This is a genomic window from Kitasatospora sp. NPDC094016 (assembly GCF_040304045.1).
GTDB lineage: Bacteria > Actinomycetota > Actinomycetes > Streptomycetales > Streptomycetaceae > Kitasatospora.
Genome location: NZ_JBEOUK010000020.1, coordinates 97,937 through 115,827 on the forward strand (window position 1 = coordinate 97,937; position 17,891 = coordinate 115,827).

Sequence of the window (17,891 nt, forward strand, 5' to 3'; positions counted from 1 at the left end):
GCGGTCAGCAGGTCTCGCGCACCATGGCCGTCATCCGCTCGGCGTGGTCGAAGGACATGGTGGGCCCGATCGGTGAGTAGCCCCAACTCTCGTACAACGCGCGCACCTTCGGGTGGTCGGCGTCCACCAGGAGAGTGGCCCGCCGCTCCGGCCGGCCGGCGAGCAGTCCCTCGTGGATGCGCGCTCCCACGCCCCGCCCGCGCCACTGCGGGCTGACCACGAGGTCGGCGAGGGCGAAGGTCCGGAGGCCGGTCTCCTCGGTGAAGGCGGGGTCGGGCGGCGTCAGGAGGCAGCGCCACCAGGAGGTGCCGGGGGCCAGCGGCGCGCCGTGCGCGAAGCCGACCGGCACCTCTCCGTCGTAGCCGATGACGCACTCCCAACCCGCCTCCTGTGTCCAGGAGTCGAGGAGCCAGGAGAAGCGGGCGCGCGGGTCGGGGCAGTTCGGGAACGCCGTCGGCGGGTGGCCGGCGTCGTGGAGGTCGAGCACGGTCCCGTGGATCCCGGCGGCGGAATCGGGGCCGTAGCGGCGCAGCGTGATCGACACGGTTCAGGCGCTCCTTCCAGCTCCGGCCCCGACGGTGGCGAGTTGGATCAGGCTGCCCTGACCCTGGCCAGCACCGCGTCGTAGGACACCTCAGCGGCCTCGGTGGCCTGGATCTCGGTGCCGATCCCGACGAACTTCTTCCGGAGGGCGTCCTTCGCGCTGGTGGCGATCATCCGCCGCTGGATCTTGGCCCCCTCGGGCGTCCAGAGGAAGAAGAGGATCCTGTTGCGCTCCTCGCCGTCGGCCTTCGTGTAGTTGAAGTCGTACACCGCGTACCGGCATTCATCCTTGGGGAACTGGTCGGCGAAGCTCTTGTAGTCCGACTCTGTTCCGGTGCTCACGAGGATGACCTGCTTGAGATCAGCGCTCAGGCCGAAGAACGCGTAGCGGTACTTCTTGCCCAGCTTGAGTTCCTGGTAGACCTCGACGCACTTGTCGTCGATGCTGGTGCCACTGGACATGTCGCAACTCCTCACGTCGCCGGCGGGCCGAAGTGCCGCCGACCCCGGACAGACTGCCCAATCCCGCCGCTGCCATGCTCCGGTGACACGCTCGTTTTCCGGCCCATCCCGGTACTCACCTGCACTCGAGCGCTTTTGCCGACAAGGCGACATGCGTGCGATCGAGGTCGCCCAACGCACCATGGCCATGGCCGCGGGCATCTGGCACAACAGCGAGATCGCCGCACCAGTCACCCGCTCGCTGATCACATCGGATCTGCTCGTCTGAGGATTGACCGATCGTCAGGTCTTGATGATCTCCAGACTGGCGACAGTGCCCGGAACGCCGCCGGGGTAGGTGTTGCCGCCGAGGTAGAAGGTGTGGCCGTCCGGGCCGAGCGCCAGGCCGGTGGCGAGTTCCACCTGCTGCGGGTTCACCGTCTCGGCGGGGACGAGCGCGTGGGCCTCGGTGTCGTAGGAGAGGATCGCGCTGCTGTAGTGGTAGCCGGGAGGGGTGGGCCCGCCCGGGGTGATGAAGACGGTCGACTTGGAGACGAAGTACAGGCGGCCCCCGTCCGGGCTGACGACCGGGAAGCCGAGGTTGGTGCTGCCCGGTGCGAAGTGGAAGTTCTCGGTGACGGTGTCGGTCTCGGTGTCGACGAGGTAGTCGCTGTCGTAGCCGCCGATGCCGTACAGCGTGCTGCCGTCGGGGCTGAGCACCGCGCTGCCGCCGGCACCGTGCCCGGCGGTGAAGGTGCGGACGGTGGTGAGCGAGGTGGGCGTGGCGGCCAGGTGGACCAGGCCGTCCGCGGTGGTGACGTACAGGTCCTGGCCGTTGGGGCGCAGGACGATCGAACCGACGCCGAAGCTGGTGACGCCGACGGAGGCGGTGAAGGCGCCGGCGGCGGTCGAGTACGCGAGGACCCGGCCGGGCTGGTAGCCCCAGCGCTGCCGCGGCCCGTTCTGGGCCAGGTAGACGCCGGCGCCGTCCGGGCCGACCACGAGGGAGCCCGGCGAGCCGTCCATGTACCCGTCGGGGTGTGGCTGGACCGGGAGCGGGACGTCGGCGGCCACCGTGTCGCTGTCGGTGTCGATGGTGACCAGGTGCTGTGCCCCCACGGTCGCGTACAGCCGCGTGCCGTCGGGGCTCATCGCCAGCGCGCCGACGAAGGAGTTCGCGTCGGTGGAAAGGGTGAGTCGGGCGGTGATCCCGCCGGTCCGGGTGTCGACGACCTTGACCGCGGGCGTGCCGCGGGGGTCGTCGGTCACCCCGACGTAGGCCTTCGTGCCGTCCGGGGTGACGGCGGTCGTCGGGTACGCGTACCCCACCGGGACGACCTGGGGGGCCGTGGCGGTGGCGGGCTGTGCGGTGGCCGTCCCGGTCCCGGCGGTCAGCAGCAGGCCGACCGATGCGGCGGTGCCCAGCCAACGGGCCCTTGCCATGAGCGACTTCACAAAATCCTCCCCTGTGACACACGATGCGTCCGCATCGGCGGAGTCAGAGTATGGGGCGGGGAAGGCGAGTTGGGCGCCAATGACGCAGTCGACCATTCGGGGTAGACACCGCACCGCCCATGCCTACGGCACATGACGGGGCGCGTGACGGGCCATCCGGCGTGGCGGCGTACGGCGGGGAGCGTGGCGGCCCGCCCGGGCCCTGGCCGGGGCCCGGGCGGGCCGGGGCGTCAGCGGCGCAGGGCGCCGTACCGGGAGGCGTAGGTCGTCAGGCCGTCCGCCGTGGCCCCGGCCCAGCCCACGTATCCGTCGGGGCGGATGAGGAACACGCCGGTGCCGTAGGCCTCGTAGTCCGGGATGCGGACCACCGGACAGGCGGTCTGCGGGAGCGGGGACTCGGTCCCGACCGCCAGCAGGGTCCAGTGCGGTCCGCGGAAGGCGTCGAAGAGCCGGACGCCGCCCCGGCGCCCGTCCGGTGCGCGGTCCCCGGCCCGCAGGGCGCCCTCCGGCAGGGCCGGGCGGGTCTCCTCGGCCAGCGACGACTCCCGGTAGCCGAGGCCGAGTTGCTGGGTCGCCCGGCCCCGGCGGGCCTCGCCGTGGTGGACCCGGGTCGACAGGTCCAGCATCGCCGCCGCAGTGGGGCGGCGCTCCTCCTCGTAGGTGTCGAGCAGTCCTTCCGGGGCCGCGCCGCCGAGCACGGCGGCCAGCTTCCAGCCCAGGTTGTAGGCGTCCTGGACGCTGGTGTTGAGGCCCTGCCCGCCGGCGGGGGAGTGTACGTGCGCCGCGTCGCCCGCGAGGAACACCCGGCCCGCGCGGAAGCGGTCCGCCAGGGCCGCCCGCGGCCGGAACTCGGAGGCCCACCGCACCCCGGTGACCTGCTCGGCGGCCAGGTGCGAGCGGGCGGCGACCACGTCGCGGATGCCGTCCAGGGACGCGTCGACGGCCGTGCCCTGCGGGTACTGCGCCACGAGCTGGAACTCGTCCGTGCCGGGCAGCGGGCACAGGGCCAGCAGGCCGCCGAGCGGTCCGCGCCCGGCGGCGCCGTCGCTGGGCGGGAAGACGTGCCAGTGGTCGCGGTCGAGGCCGGTGACCAGGACGTCCGCGACCAGCATCGGGTCCGGGTCGACGACCTGCCCGGTCATGCCGATGCCGAGCAGCCTGCGGACCGCCGACCGTCCGCCGTCGGCGGCGACCGCGTACCGCGCCCGGACCGGGGCGCCGGTGGCGAACTCGGCGGTGACGCCGTCCGCGTCCTGGGCCAGGCCCACCAGTTCGCGTCCGAAGGCGACCGAACCGCCGAGGGCGCGCAGCCGGTCGTGCAGCACCTGCTGGGTCCGCCACTGCGGCAGCATCAGCGTCTCGGTGTGGGGCTCGGCCTCGGAGGGCTCGGTCGGTTCGTACATGCGGCGTTCGTCCTGCGGCTCGCCGTCGCGCCAGAACAGGTTCGGCGGGTAGTGCCCGGAGGCGGCGCGGATGTCGGCCAGTACCCCGAGGTCGTCCAGGACCTCCAGGGTGCGGGGCTGGAGGCCCTTGCCGCGGGAGCCGGGGAAGAGCCCGCTCTCGCGTTCGACGAGCAGTGCGGTGATGCCGCGCCGGGCGAGGTCGACGGCGAGGGCGAGGCCGGTCGGTCCGGCTCCGACGATCAGGACGTCGGTGTGCGGGTCGGTGGCGCGGGTGGCCATGAGCATCTCCTTAACGTTGTTAAGTGGTCGCTGCTGGAAGACTGCACTTAACGTCGTTAAGCTGTCAACCGTGACGCCGCAGAGAACCCCGAAGCTCGACCGCCGGACGGTCGTCGACACCGCACTGACACTCCTGAACGAGGTGGGCCTGGACGGCCTCACCCTGCGCGCCATCGCCGCCGCGCTGGAGGTCAAGGCACCGGCGCTGTACTGGCACTTCAAGGACAAGCAGGCGCTGCTCGACGAGATGGCGACCGAGATGATGCGGCGCGCGGCCGCCGGTCCGTCCCGGATCCCCCCGGCGGCGGACTGGCGGGAGGCCTACCTGGCGACGATGCGGGGGCTGCGGGCCGAACTGCTCCGCTACCGCGACGGAGCCAGGGTCTACAGCGGAGCCCGGTTCACCGACACCTCGTACGCGGCGGGGCTCGAAGCCGGGCTGCTCCTGCTCACGGGGGCGGGCTTCACCCCGCAGGCGGCGGCCCGCGCCTGGTACACGGCGTACAGCTACACGATCGGCTACGTCATCGAGGAGCAGGCCATGGGCCCCAACCCCTTCGACGGCGAGGAGGGCTACGACCTGGACGCCCGGGCCGAGCGGCTGGCCGCCCACCCGCTCGCCGCCGAAGCCGGCCGGGTGATGTTCCAGGACTTCGACCAGGGCTTCGAGCAGGGCCTGGCGGCCGTTCTGGCCGGCGTCGAGGCGACGCTGCTCGTGCGGTAGGCGCACCGACCGCGGAGCTCGGTGGCCGGGCCCGGGATCAGGGGGTGTCCGGCGCTTGCGCCGCGCAGGCGGCCAGGGCGGCCAGGCGGTCCACCTCGACCCATTCGTCGAGGTGGAGGCCGATCAGGTGGTGGCCCCGGCTCCACGGGTGGTCCGCGACGGGAGGGGCGGGCGGCAGCGCGGGGGAGTCGGCGTGGTGGAGGTACCAGGAGCTGAGGCGTTCCAGGGCGGCGCGGCGCTCGGCGGTGCCGGTCTCGGCGGTGCAGCGTTCGGCGGCGTAGAGGCGCAGGAGGTCGTTGAGCCGGTAGCGGTGGTGGTCCTCGTGGGTGAGCAGGTGGGCGGTGGCCAGGTGGTCGAGGACGGGCCGGACGGCGGCGGTGGGGGTGTCGGTCAGGGCGGCTGCCGCGCCGGAGCTGACGCCGACGGCCGGGGCCAGGGCGAGCAGCCGGAGCAGGGATCGGGCCTCGGCGGGGAGCGAGCGGTAGGAGAGGTCGAAGGCGGCGCGGACCGCCGAGGTGGCGTCGCCGTCGATCTGCAGGGCGCTCAACCGGTGCTCCGCGTCGAGGAGTTCGACGGCGTGGTCGGCGAGGCTGCGGCCCGGGAAGGCGGCGAGGCGGCTCGCGGTGATGGCCAGGGCGAGGGGCAACCGGCCGCAGGCGGCGGTGAGTTCGGCCGCGGCGTCCGGCTCGGCGCGGGTGCGGTGCTCGCCGGCGATGCGGGCCAGGAGGCGGAGGGCCTGATGGGCGGGCAGGACGTCGAGCACCAGGGGGTGGGCGCCGTTGCGGGCGGTCAGGCCGTCGAGTCGGGTGCGGCTGGTGACCACCGTGCGGCAGTCCGGGGCGCCCGGCAGCAGCGGGCGGACCTGCTCGGCGTCGCGGGCGTTGTCGAGGACCACGAGTAGCCGGCGGTCGGCCAGCAGGGAGCGGTAGAGCGCGGCCGCCTCGTCCGGTGCCGCGGGGATCCGGTCGCCGGGCACGCCGAGGGCGCGTAGGAAACGGGCGAGGACGGTGTGCGGGGTGAGTGGCGCGGCGACGGAGTAGCCGTGCAGGTCGGCGTAGAGCTGGCCGTCCGGGAACCGGTCCCGGGCGCGGTGGGCCCAGTCGACGGCCAGGGTGGTCTTGCCGACCCCGGCCGGGCCCGAGAGCGCGCACACGGGGACGGCCGCGCCGGCGGCACCGGTCGCGGGTGTCGTGAGCAGCGAGTCCAGGACGCGGAGCTCCGTGCCGCGTCCGACGAAGGTGGGCAGTGCGGGCGGGAGTTGGGCGGGTGGCGGCGGCGGTGTCTCCACCGGGGGTGCGGCCGCCGGGGGTGCGGCCACCGGGGCCGCTGCGGGCGGCGCCGCTTCGGGGCGGACCGGTTCGGCGCGGGCCGGCTCGGTGGCCAGCAGTTCCAGGTGCAGCGCCCGCAGCTCCGGCCCGGGGTCGAGCCCGAGCTCGTCGGCCAGCCGTTCGGCGAACCGGCGGTAGGCGGTGAGCCCCTCGGGCGCGCGCCCGGAACCGTGCAGTGCGCGCATCAGCTGTCCGGTGAAGCGTTCCCGGAGCGGGTGGTCGACCACCAGCGCGGTCAGTTCGGGGACGGCCGCGCGGTGCCGGCCGAGGGCGAGCTCCAGATCGAGGCACTCCTCCCAGGCGGTCAGGCGCAGTTCGTCCAGCGCGACCGCGCCCGGGGCGTCCGCGTCCACGGCGAGTCCGTCCAGCGCGGGGCCGCGCCACAGGGCGAGCGCCTCGCGGAGCCCGTCGACCGCGGCCGGGGATCGTCCGGCGTCGGCCTCGCGGCGGGCGAGGGCGAGCCGGTCGGTGAAGGCGCGGGCGTCCAGGCGGTGGCCGGTGAGCGTGATGCGGTAGCCGCGGCCGTCGGTCAGCAGGACCGGCGGTGCGTCCGGGTCGGCCTCGGCGAAGCGGCGCCGCAGCACCCCGGCGAGGTTGCGGACCTGGCGGGTGGCGGTGGCCGGCGGCCGCTCGTCCCAGACGGCGTCCACCAGGCGGGCGACCGGGACGGAGATGTCCGCGTTGAGCAGCAGGGCGGCGAGCAGCCGCTCCTGCCGGGAGCCTTCGGAGGGGACGCGCCTCCCGTCGCCGGTCCACACCTCCAGCGAGCCGAGGATCCTGAACTCCAAGTGTCCCTCCCTGGGATCCGCGGGCCGGGCCGGACCGTCGCTGCGAGTGGATGGGCACGGGCGGTGATGGATCTATGACCAGATCATGCCAGTTGTGTGCGTCCGGTTGAGACCTTTGCTGTGCACCGGCCGAAACGAGCCGGTCGCCTGACGAGACGCCTCGAACCAGGAGCAGTTGATGAACCGTCTGAAGAAGGCCGTCGCCACCGCGACCGCCGTCGCCGCAGCCGCCCTGATCCCGCTGTCCGCGGCCCCGGCCGAGGCCGCCACCGGACCGGGCACCCACCTGGGGATGACCTGGTCCGTCGTCGCCTACGGCCCGGAGGGCACCGTCCAGGTCGGCGGCCCCGGCGGCAGCCCGAGCAACGCCTACAACGGCGACACCGCGCCGTCGGTCTCGCTGCCCGTGCTCTGCCTCAACGTCGACGGCAGCCCGGCCCCGTCCGGGATCAGCATCGGCTTCTACAACGGCTGGGCGCAGGGCACCGTCGCCCTCAGCCAGCCGGTCAAGGGCGCCCGGCTCAACAGCCGGGCCGCGGCGGACAGCCTGTGCCAGGCCTCCTTCGGGGCCGGCTGGCGCGAGGCCGAGTTCCACGACGGCCACTTCGGGTCCGACCTGGCGCAGACCGGTGGCTGGACCTTCTGGGCCTACGGCAACATCCCCAACAACACCCGGTTCTGGACGGCCATCAACGACCAGGCGGCCAACCCCTGGAACTGACCGGCCCCTGGAACCTCCGGGCCTGCCGGTGGAAACCGGTGGAAAGGCGACGGCCCGCACCACGCGGTGCGGGCCGTCGCCTTGGGGTTCGCCCAGCCCGGCCCAGCCCGGCCAGGCCGTCCGGCCGCCGGTCGGCCGGGCCTCTCAGGCCTGCCGTCGTACGGCGATGACCGCCGCGCCCAGAACGCACGCGCCGGCGGCGGTGAGGTAGGCGAGGTGGTAGCCGGCGAGCTGGTCCGTGCTGGTCGCGGCGACCAGGACCATCACCGCGACGCCCGCACTCGCGCCGATCTGCTGCGCCACGACGTTCACCGCCCCGGCGACGGCGTGCTGCCGCGCCGGGACTCCGGTGAGCCCGGCGGACGTCATCGAGGGGAAGTTCAGCCCCTGGCCGATGCCGCTGAGCACCAGGCCGGGCAGCACGTACTGCACGTAGCCGCCGTCGTGCGGTGTGCCCAGCCACAGTGCGGCACCCCCGCCGATCAGGACCAGGCCGACCGCCATCAGCGTGCGCGGGGTGAACCGGGCCAGCAGGCGTCCGGTGGCGAAGTTGGCGGTGAGGAACACGGCCAGGGACATCGGCACCAGCGCGAGACCGGACTCGAAGGGGGAGTAGTCCAGCATCCCCTGGAGGTACAGCGGCGCGAAGAACAGCAGCCCGACCGATCCCATGTACTGGAGGAACGCCGCCAGGCTCGCGGCCCGGACCGACCTGATCCGGAAGAGGCCGAGCGGGAGCACGGGGTCGGCGGTGCGGTGCTCACGCACGACGAACAGGGCCAGGAAGGCCACCGCGGCGGCGAGGACGAGCCACGCCGTCGCGCCGTCGCTGCTCGCGCCGACGACGAGCAGGGTGAGTCCGAGCGTGCCCGTGATCGCGCCGGGCAGGTCCAGCCGGCCGCTGTGCCCGGCGCCACCGGGCAGTCCGGCGCGGGTCGCGGCCAGCACGGCGAGCCCCAGCAGCACCGAGAACCACAGCACCGAACGCCAGCCGAGGAACTGGGTCAGTACGCCGCCCAGCATCACCCCGCCGCTGAAGCTCGCGGCGCCGACCGCCGCGTACACGCTGAAGGCCCGGTTGCGGGCCGGACCGGCCGGAAACGTCTCGGTGAGCAGAGCCAGCGCCGCCGGGCCGGACAGGGCGGCGCCGATGCCCTGGACGGCGCGCGCACCCAGCAGCACCGCGGTGTCCGGGGCCAGCGCCCCGACCAGCGCGGACACGGTGAACAGGGCGACCCCGACCTCGAACACCCGCCGCCGGCCGAGGACGTCGGCCAGTCGGCCGCCCACCAGCAGGAAGCCGGCGAACGTGACGGCGTAGGCGGTCATGACCCACTGGAGCGTGGTCTCGTCCAGGTCGAAGCGCGCTCCGACGGACGGCAGGGCGGCGTTGAGGACTCCGAGACCGCTCACGTCCAGGGCGAGCGCCCCGGCCAGTACTCCGAGTGCCAGTCCCGGCCGGAGCGCCGGCTCGGCCGCTGTGCCGGGGGTGTCGGTGGTGCCGGGGGTGCCGGTGGTGTCCGTGGCGTCCGTCATGCGGGCCTGCCGTCGACGTCGCGGCCGGTGAGCCCGGCTAAGGAACGGTCGGCATCGGACGACGCCGCATCAAGATTCTCAACTGCCATGGGGGTCAGCTTGCATGGGTCACTCAGCCGCTGTCTACCCCAGTCGCGCGCCGGTGGAGCGCGCCTTTCGCGGGGTCGTGCGCCTATCCCGCCCGGGGTGCGGTGACGGGGCGCGCCGCCGGGTCGAGGTGCCATTTCGGATCGCCGACGGCTCCCACTCGAACCGGACACTTGGAGATCAAATCTCGCCACTGCCTCAACCGGCCCTCGAATGGCGCTTGTCTCACCATTAACGAACTGGCACTCTGCTGTCCGCCGGTCGGATTAGCACTGACGCTCCATTTTGCCTCAATCAGCATACTCGTCGCGCTTGACCAAATGGACCTTGGAGCCCATCGACAGTAGCCGTGCAGGTGAGGATTCCGCGTACGCGATCCTGTCGTCGATGCACTCGCGGACCGGTGTGACCCGGAGCAGCCCGCGATTTCTCCCGCGATGGGAACGAGCCGCGCCGCCGGCTGAAACAGCGGTACACGAACGGGAGTTCTCGCCCGCCGTGAACGTGGGGATCGGAAACGCCGATCTCATCCGCACGCCAACCATCGGCCCCACCCAGGAACTTGATGCGGTGAAGGGGACCCTCCGCGTCATGAGCCGCCCCCTGTGTCCGGCTGCCCGGGTGCGGACCGAACCCCCCGGCCGGTCGGCCGTGAAGCTCCACCCGCCCATTCCATCCGCCCTGTTGAGGGAGTCGCCGTGCCCCGAGAGCGCGCAGCGCGAGACATTTCCGCCGTAACCGATTTCCTGCTTTCCCGTGTCGTCGAACTCTTGGACGTGTCCGCGGGCGCGGTGGACCGCTCGGCGCCGCTGCACCGGTACGGACTGGACTCGCTGAGATCGGTGACTCTCGCGGCCTCGCTGTCCGAGTTCCTCGGCTGGCAGGTCCCGGCCACCTGGATGTGGCAGTACCCGACCGTCGACGGGCTGGCGCGTGCGCTCGTCGACGGTCCGCGTGCCGCCGAGCCCGCTCCGGGCACCGAGCGCCGCCGACCGCCCTCGCACGAGCCCGTCGCGATCGTGGGCATCGGCTGCCGGTTCCCCGGCGGGCCGGACCCGTCGTCGTTCTGGCAGCTGCTGGTCGAGGGCGGCGACGCCGTCGGGCCGGTACCGGCCGCGCGGCGCGAGCTGCTGAACGACCGGGTGCGCTGGGGCGGCTTCATCGACGGCATCGACCGGTTCGATCCGCTGTTCTTCGGCATCTCGCCCCGCGAAGCCGTCCAGATGGACCCGCAGCAACGCCTGATCCTGGAGCTGTCCTGGGAGGCGCTGGAGGACGCGGGCATCGCGCCCCACAGCCTGGTCGACAGCGACACCGGCGTGTTCATGGCCTCCTGCTGGGGCGACTACGCCGCCCTGGCGCACTACCGCGGCCCCGACAGCCAGATCACCCCGCACACCGCGACCGGCATGCACGACGGCATCATCGCCAACCGGGTCTCCTACGTCCTCGGCCTCCAGGGCCCGAGCATGGCCATCGACGCCGCCTGCGCCGGATCGCTGGTCTCGGTGCACGTGGGGTGCCAGTCGATCTGGCTGGGCGAGAGCGACCTGGTGCTGGCCGGCGGCGTGAACCTGAGCTTCGTCTCCGACTACTACACCGCCATGGACGCGATGGGCGCGCTCGCCCCGGACGGCCGCTGCAAGTCCTTCGACGCCCGCGCCGACGGCTACGTCCGTGGTGAGGGCGCCGGCGTCGTCGTGCTCGCCCCGCTGAGCGTGGCGCTGGAGCGCGACCTGCCGGTGTACTGCCTGATCAAGGGCAGCTCCTCCAACAACGACGGCCTGAGCAACGGCATGACGGCGCCGAACCCCCAGGCGCAGGAGAAGATGCTCCGCACCGCGTACCAGCGGGCGGGCATCGCACCGCACCTCGTGGACTACATCGAGTGCCACGGCTCCGCGACGCCCCTCGGCGACCCGATCGAGGCCAACGCCATCGGCGCGGTGCTGGGCGGCGGCCGTACGGAGCCGCTGCGGCTCGGGTCCGTCAAGTCCAACGTCGGGCACCTGGAGGCGGCCGCCGGCATCGTCGGCCTGGTCAAGCTCGCGATGTCGATGCGCAACGGCGTACTGCCGCCGAGCCTGCACTACAGCGCGCCGAACCCGCAGATCATGTTCGACGAGTACAACCTCACCGTCCAGGACCGGCTGACGCCGTGGCCGCGACGCTCCGACGCCCGCCGGGGCGGCGTCAGCTCGTTCGGGTTCGGCGGCGCGATCTGTCACGTCGCCGTCGAGGAACTGCCGCGCCCCGAGAGCTCGCTGCTCCTGCTGGCCGCGGACTCCCGGGAGGCGCTGGCCGAGCGGGCCCGGGTGCTGCGCGACGAGAGCGACCTGCGCGAGCTCTGCCGCCGGACGCCCGGCGACGGCCCGTTCCGGCTCGCGGCCACCGCCCGCGACATGCCCGAACTCCGCTCCCAGCTCGACGCCTTCGGCAGCGGGGCGAAGGCCGCCGGGCTCAGCGTCGGCGAGCGGACCGGACGCACGCCGCGGGTGGCCTTCCTGTTCTCGGGCAACGGCTCGCAGTGGGTGGGCATGGGCCGGCAACTGCTCGCCGCGATGCCCGTGTTCCGCCGGTCCATGATGAAGTCCGACCGGCGGATGCGGGAGCTGCTGGGCTTCTCGCTCGTCGAGCAGCTGATGTCCCCGGACGGCCGCATCGACGACATGGACGTCTTCCAGCCGCTGCTGTTCTCCCTCCAGGTCGCGCTGGCCGAAGCCTGGCGCTCGCTGGGGGTGGAGCCCGACGTCGTCGTGGGGCAGAGCGTCGGCGAGTTCGCCGCCTCCCACATCGCCGGCGCGCTCGACTTCGACGACGCCTCCCGCCTGGCCGCCCACCACGGCCGGCTCCTCCAGCAGCTCGCGGTGGGGCGCGGCGAGGGCATCGTGGTGATGACCGCCGCCGACGAGGTCGAGCCGTACCTGACCGGCCGGCTCACCGTCTCCGGCCGCAACGGCCTGAACTCCACCCTGGTCACCGGCACACCGCAGGAGATCGACGACCTCGTCCAGCGGCTGACCGCGGCGGGCGTCACCAACCACCGGGTCCGGATGGGCCACGCCCCGCACTCCCCGCTGGTCGACCACGTCCTCGCCCCGCTGAAGGTCGAACTCGACGGCATCAGGCCCCGGACCACCCGCATCCCGATGATCTCGACGGTCACCGGCGAGCGCGTCGACGGCGCCGAACTCGGGCCGGACTACTGGGCGGACAACCTGCGCCGGGAGATCCGGGTGGTCGACGCCCTGACGAAGCTGCGCGACCACGACGTCGACGCGGTGATCGAGATCAGCCCGCACCCCGTCCTGCTCAAGTCGGTGTCGGAGATCCTGACGGCGGCCACCCTGCCATCGCTGCGCCGCGGCGCCGACGAGGCCTCGACCCTGCTCGGCTCGCTCGGCGCCCTGTACGCCGCCGGCCTCCCCGTCGCGGCCCACCCCTTCCTCGCCGGCGACCGCGGGCGGCACGTCACGCCCGGCTGCAGCGACGCCGCCGCCGACGAGCAGGTGCACCTCGTCCCCGTCACCGCCCGCACGGCCGGCGCGCTGGCCGACACCTGCCGCGAGCTGTCCAACCACGTCGAACGCGACGCGGGCCTGCGGGTCCGCGATCTCGCCTACACGCTCGCCGCCAGGCGCACCCACCACAACCACCGGATCGCCCTGTTCGCCCGCAACCGGCAGGACGTCCTGGACGGCCTCGCCCGGGTCGCCGCCGGCCAGCCGCACCCCGACGTCGTCACGGGCACGGTCTCCGGCAGCGTCGACCGGCGGGTCGCGCTGGTGTTCTCCGGCGGCGGCACCCAGTGGGTCGGCATGGGCCGCGAACTCCTGCGCTCGCACGCCGGCTTCCGCACCTGGATGAACGCCTGCGACGCCGCCGTGCGCGCGGCCGGCGGCTGCTCGGTGCTCGACCGGCTCGCCGCCCCGGCCGACGAGGCCAGGTACGAGGAGATGGACTTCCAGCAGCCCGTGCTGTTCGCCCTCCAGGTCTCGCTGGCGAAGGTGTGGCTCGGACTCGGCATCCAGCCGACCGCCGTCGTCGGGCACAGCCTGGGCGAGGTCGCGGCCGCCTGCGTGGCCGGTGCGCTGTCGCTGGAGGACGCCGCCCGCGTGGTGGTCGCCCGGTCGCACCTGCTGGAGCGCAAGGCCGCCGCGGGCGCCATGATCTCCGTCGACCTGCCGGAGGCGGAGCTGCTGCCGCGGCTGGCCCCCTACGCCGCGCACGCGGCCGTCGCCGTGGTCAACAGCCCCACCAGCGCGGCGGTCTCCGGCTCGCCCGAAGCCGTCGACGCCCTGGAGGCCGACCTCAAGCGGGACGGGATCTCGACCCGGCGGATCCGGGTCGAACGGCCGGTGCACAGCCCCGGGATGGATCCGCTGCTCCAGCCGCTGCGCGAGGGCATCGACGGCATCACCCCGCTGACGCCCGGCATCGACTTCCACTCCACGGCACTGGCCGACACGGTCAACCCGGTCGCCGACGTCGACTACTGGGTGCACAACCTGCGCAACCAGGTCCGGTTCGCCGAGACGATCGGCGCGCTGGTCGACCAGGGTGTCGGCACCTTCATCGAGATCGGCCCGCACGAGACGCTGCGCGGCGCGGTCGAGGAGATCGCGCTGACCCGTGGCGCCCGGGTGCACGCGATCAACTCCCTGCGGCGCGACGAGAACGACGTCCGCTGCCTGCTGGGCGCCGCCGCGTCGCTGTACGTCAGGGGCCTGCCGCTGACCTTCGACCCGCTGTTCGGCGACGACGTCGAGGTCGTGGAGACACCGCTCGTCCAGTGGCAGAAGGACCGCTACTGGATCGACACCGAGCCCCGCCCCGCCCAGGCGCCGGCCCCGGCCCCGGCTGTCGAAACCGTGGCTGTGCCCGTGGCCCGTGTGGTGGAGGAGGAGCAGCCGACGGAGATCCGGCCGGTGGCGGAGGCCGTCCTCGCCGAGCTCGCCGACGCGCTGGGCGTGCCGGTGAGCAGGTTCGACGTGAACGCCAGCATGCTCGACTTCGGCCTCGACTCGATGCTGGCGATCCGCCTCGTCAACAGGCTGCAGTCGCTGTTCGGGCACCGGGTGTCGCCGGTGGTGTTCCTGGACGGCCGGCCCATCTCCGAGGTCGTCGGCCACTTCGTCGAACTCACCGCCGGACCGGCCGCGCCCGCGACGGCACCGCCCGTACCGGCAGCCGCTCCCGTTCCCGCCCCGGCCCCCGAGGCCGAGCCGGACCGGACGTACCTCGACGAGCTGTCCGAACTGGACGCCGAGGAGCTGGTGGACGAACTGGACGCGCGCGGACTGCTGGAGGCCACCGACGCACCGGCCCTGGACCAGCTGCGCGCCGACGGCCTCGGCCTCGCCCTGGCACCGGCCTCGCACGGCCAGGCCTCGCTGTGGTTCATGCAGATGGTCGCGCCGGACGCCGTGCCCTACAACTTCATGGTGACCGCCCGGATCCGGACCGCCGTCGACGAGAAGGCCCTGGACCGCGCCGTCCGGGCCGTGATGGAGCGCCACCCCGCCCTGCGCACCCTCTTCGTGGAGGCGGGCGGCAGCCCCTACCAGGTCATCCTGGACGAACCGGTGTACGAGTTCGTCGTGGCGGACGGCACCGACCTGGACGACGAACAGGCCCGCGAGGAACTGGCCCGCTACGGGCACGAGCCGCTCGACCTGGACAACGGGCCGCTGGTGCGGATCGTCCTCATGACGCGCGGACCGGCGGACCACTACCTGCTGGTGCTCGTCCACCACATCGCGTCGGACGCGGCGTCGGCCGACGTCATGATCCGCGAACTCCAGGCGTACTACGAGGGCGCCGACCCCGCCGACAGCGCGCCGGTCGCCCCGTACACGGAGTTCGTCGCGTGGGAGCGGCAGTGGCTGGCCGGCCCGGCGGCCGGCGCGGCCCTGGACTGGTGGTCGCGGAAGCTGGCCGACCCGCCCGCCCACCTCGACCTGTCCACCAAGGAGCGGCCGCCGGGTGTCACCTACGAGGGCCGCGACCTCGCCTTCCGCTGGAGCGCCGAAGAGACCCGCCTGCTGCGGGAGTTCGCGGTGCGCGAAGGCGTGTCGATCAGCACCGTCGTGCTGGCCGGGTTCTTCGCCGCGCTCAACCGCGCGGTCGGCACCGAGGACGCGGTGCTGGCCACCGCCATCGCCCAACGCGCCGAACCCGGCTGGGAATCCGCCGTCGGCTACTACCTCAACACCGTGCTGGTGCGGGCGAACCCCGCCGGTGACCGAAGCTTCCGCGACCTGCTGCGCGAGGTCCACGCCTTCTCGCTCGGCCTCCTGGAGCACATGAACTACCCCCTCGACCTGCTGGCCTCCCAGCTGCGCCCGCCGAGGGCCGAGGGCCGCTCCCCGTGGTTCGACGTGGTCGTCAACTGGCTCTCCTCGGACGCGTTCCCCCGGTCCGTCAAGCTCTTCCACGGCATCGGCGACACCATCACGCCCGACGGCGCGCTGCCGCTCGAACCGCTTCAGGTGCGCAGGCACCTCGCCAAGTTCGACCTCGAGATCTCGATGGCCGACATCGACGGCGAGGTCGCCGGCCACGTCCAGTTCAAACCGAGCTACCTGGAAAGGCAGACCGTGACGGCACTGCTCGCGCTGTACCGCACCGTGCTCTTCGACGCGATCGCCCGACCCGACCGGGCCCTCGGCGACCTCGCGCCGACCGGCCTCCCCGAGGAGACGGACCAGTGACCGAGACGCTGCACTCCGCGTTCGTCGAGCAGGCGCTCAAGAACCCCGACGCGACCGCCGTCTACTCCGACGCCGGCGTCCTGACCTACGGCGAACTGAACGAACGCTCCCGGGAGTTGGCCGAACGGCTGGTCGCCGACGGCGCGGGCCCCGGCGTCCCGGTCGGCATCTGCGTCGAGCGCACCCCCGACCTGCTCGTCGGCATCCTGGCGGCCCTGCGCGCCGGATCCTGCTACCTGCCGCTGGACCCGAACTACCCCGCCGACCGGCTGACCTTCATGGTCCAGGACAGCGGGACCCGCCTGCTGCTCACCACACCCGCGTCCCGGGCCAGTTGTCCGCCCGGACCGACCGTGGTCGTGCTCGGGGAGAACGTCACGACCGAGCCCGGCGCGAAGCCCGTCGCGGTCGTGCCCGGCGACACCGCGTACGTCATCTACACCTCGGGCTCCACCGGCAGGCCCAAGGGCGTGGCCGTCCGGCACGCCGGCTGCGTGGCGATGCTCGCCGAGATGGACCGGGTCCTCGACGGCTGTGACCTGAGCGGAGTCTCGGCGGCGAGCTCGGTCTGCTTCGACCTGTCCGTGATGGAGATCTTCAACGCGCTGTGCCGCGGCGGCGCCGTCGTGCTCGTCGAGAGCGCCGTGCACCTGCCGGAGAGCCGGTACGCCGACAGGATCACCCACCTGAACGTCGTCCCGTCGGTCATGAACAGCCTGCTCGACGCCGGAGCCCTGCCGCCGAACGTGCGCACGGTCGTGTTCGGCGGCGAGGCCCTGCGCCGCAAGCTGGTGGACCGCACCTACCGGGAGACCGGCGCCGACCGGGTCTTCAACGCCTACGGCCCCACCGAGGGGACGGTCTTCTGCTCGTTCGGGCCGGTGCCCGAGGACGGGACCGACGAGCCGACGATCGGCCCGCCGACCACCAGCGACCGGGTCTACGTGCTCGACGAGAACCTGGAGCCGCTCCCGGCCGGTGAGCCCGGCGAGCTCTACCTCGGCGGCGCCGGCCTCGCGCACGGCTACGTCAACCGGCCGCGCACCACGGCCGAACGCTTCGTGCCGGACCCGTTCCGCGACGGCGAGCGGATGTACCGCACCGGGGACGTCGTCAGGTTCACCGACGACGGCGAACTCCGCTTCCTCGGCCGCACCGACCACCAGGTCAAGCTGCGCGGCTACCGCATCGAGCTGGAGGAGGTCGAGGCCCGGCTGACCGGCTGCCCCGAAGTCCGGGAGGCCGCCGCCGTCGTCCGGGGCAACCGGCTCGTCGGCTACGTCGTGCCCGCCGCCGACGACGCGCCGCAAGGAGGCCCCCGGCTGGACGCCGCGCTCCAGAGCGCCGTCACCGGCAGGCTCGCCGTCGAACTGCCCGACTACATGGTGCCCGCGACGCTCGTGTTCCTGGCCGCCCTGCCGCTGGGGCCGGGCGGCAAGCTCGACCGCGACGCGCTCCCCGAGCCGCCGGCCGCCGACACCGGCGGGCCCCTGACGGCCGCCGGCACGCCGACCGAGGTCGCCCTGTCGGAGATCTGGGGCCAGCTGCTCGACCTCGAACCGTCGGGCATCGACGTGCAGTCCGCCTTCTACGACCTCGGCGGGGACTCCCTGCTGCTCATCCGCCTCGCCCGGCTGATGACCCGGCGCTTCGACCGCCGCGTCCGGGTGCCCGACCTCTTCAGCTTCCGCGACATCTCCTCCCTCGCCCGCTGGCTCGACGACGAGAGCGGCGCCACCCCCGAGGCGGTCCAGTCCGCCCGTGCGCGCGCCAACACCCGCCGGGCCGCGCTGCGCGGCCGCGGCGGCGCCACCGGCCGCTGAGCCGTCGGCGTACAGCGGCCGCTGAGTCACCCTCACTCGAAACGAAGCAG

At 73.3% G+C, this 17,891-nt stretch carries 10 protein-coding genes and 1 pseudogene; 5 read left to right on the forward strand and 6 right to left on the reverse strand.

Annotation, left to right across the window (positions count from 1 at the left end; all coding sequences use genetic code 11):
• Positions 1 to 4 precede the first annotated feature (4 nt).
• Both ABT015_RS20195 and ABT015_RS20200 read right to left on the reverse strand, forming a co-directional pair.
• Positions 5 to 544, reverse strand: a complete 540-nt coding sequence (locus tag ABT015_RS20195; RefSeq protein WP_350880853.1) for a GNAT family N-acetyltransferase — start codon at positions 542 to 544, stop codon at positions 5 to 7.
• A gap of 47 nt (positions 545 to 591) precedes the next feature.
• Entirely contained in the window at positions 592 to 1,005 is a 414-nt protein-coding gene (locus tag ABT015_RS20200; RefSeq protein WP_350880855.1) for an actin-binding ADF family protein, read from the reverse strand.
• 157 nt (positions 1,006 to 1,162) lie between these two features.
• On the opposite strand from ABT015_RS20200, the pseudogene ABT015_RS38000 reads away from it, so the two are divergent.
• Positions 1,163 to 1,273 (forward strand): annotated as a pseudogene (locus ABT015_RS38000) (IS982 family transposase); the annotation flags it as partial.
• Between the two features lie 14 nt (positions 1,274 to 1,287).
• On the opposite strand, the gene ABT015_RS20205 reads toward ABT015_RS38000, so the two are convergent.
• Together ABT015_RS20205 and ABT015_RS20210 are read right to left on the reverse strand one after the other, a co-directional pair.
• Positions 1,288 to 2,427 (reverse strand): WD40 repeat domain-containing protein, encoded by a 1,140-nt coding sequence (locus ABT015_RS20205; protein ID WP_350880857.1) that lies wholly within the window; start codon positions 2,425 to 2,427, stop codon positions 1,288 to 1,290.
• 242 nt (positions 2,428 to 2,669) lie between these two features.
• A complete protein-coding gene (locus ABT015_RS20210; protein WP_350880859.1) occupies positions 2,670 to 4,121 on the reverse strand; it encodes an FAD-dependent monooxygenase in 1,452 nt (483 codons plus the stop codon).
• 70 nt (positions 4,122 to 4,191) lie between these two features.
• On the opposite strand from ABT015_RS20210, the gene ABT015_RS20215 reads away from it, so the two are divergent.
• The gene (locus ABT015_RS20215; protein WP_350880861.1) at positions 4,192 to 4,845 is read left to right on the forward strand and encodes a TetR/AcrR family transcriptional regulator C-terminal domain-containing protein; all 654 of its coding nucleotides are present in this window, start codon (positions 4,192 to 4,194) and stop codon (positions 4,843 to 4,845) included.
• A 37-nt stretch (positions 4,846 to 4,882) separates the two neighbouring features.
• On the opposite strand, the gene ABT015_RS20220 is transcribed toward ABT015_RS20215, so the two are convergent.
• The gene (locus ABT015_RS20220; protein WP_350880863.1) at positions 4,883 to 6,961 is read right to left on the reverse strand and encodes an AfsR/SARP family transcriptional regulator; all 2,079 of its coding nucleotides are present in this window, start codon (positions 6,959 to 6,961) and stop codon (positions 4,883 to 4,885) included.
• A 178-nt stretch (positions 6,962 to 7,139) separates the two neighbouring features.
• Between ABT015_RS20220 and ABT015_RS20225 the strand changes: the two genes are divergently transcribed.
• Positions 7,140 to 7,682, forward strand: a complete 543-nt coding sequence (locus ABT015_RS20225) for a hypothetical protein (RefSeq protein ID WP_350880865.1) — start codon at positions 7,140 to 7,142, stop codon at positions 7,680 to 7,682.
• A 144-nt stretch (positions 7,683 to 7,826) separates the two neighbouring features.
• Here ABT015_RS20225 and ABT015_RS20230 read toward each other — a convergent pair whose 3' ends face one another.
• Complete coding sequence (locus tag ABT015_RS20230; protein ID WP_350880867.1) at positions 7,827 to 9,218, reverse strand: MFS transporter; 1,392 nt, start codon at positions 9,216 to 9,218, stop codon at positions 7,827 to 7,829.
• A gap of 785 nt (positions 9,219 to 10,003) precedes the next feature.
• Between ABT015_RS20230 and ABT015_RS20235 the strand changes: the two genes are divergently transcribed.
• Positions 10,004 to 16,018 (forward strand): acyltransferase domain-containing protein, encoded by a 6,015-nt coding sequence (locus tag ABT015_RS20235; protein ID WP_350880869.1) that lies wholly within the window; start codon positions 10,004 to 10,006, stop codon positions 16,016 to 16,018.
• Positions 16,015 to 17,841, forward strand: coding sequence for a non-ribosomal peptide synthetase (locus ABT015_RS20240; protein ID WP_350880871.1), 1,827 nt, complete (start codon positions 16,015 to 16,017; stop codon positions 17,839 to 17,841). Before ABT015_RS20235 ends, ABT015_RS20240 begins: the two co-directional genes overlap by 4 nt.
• The last annotated feature ends 50 nt before the right edge of the window (positions 17,842 to 17,891 follow it).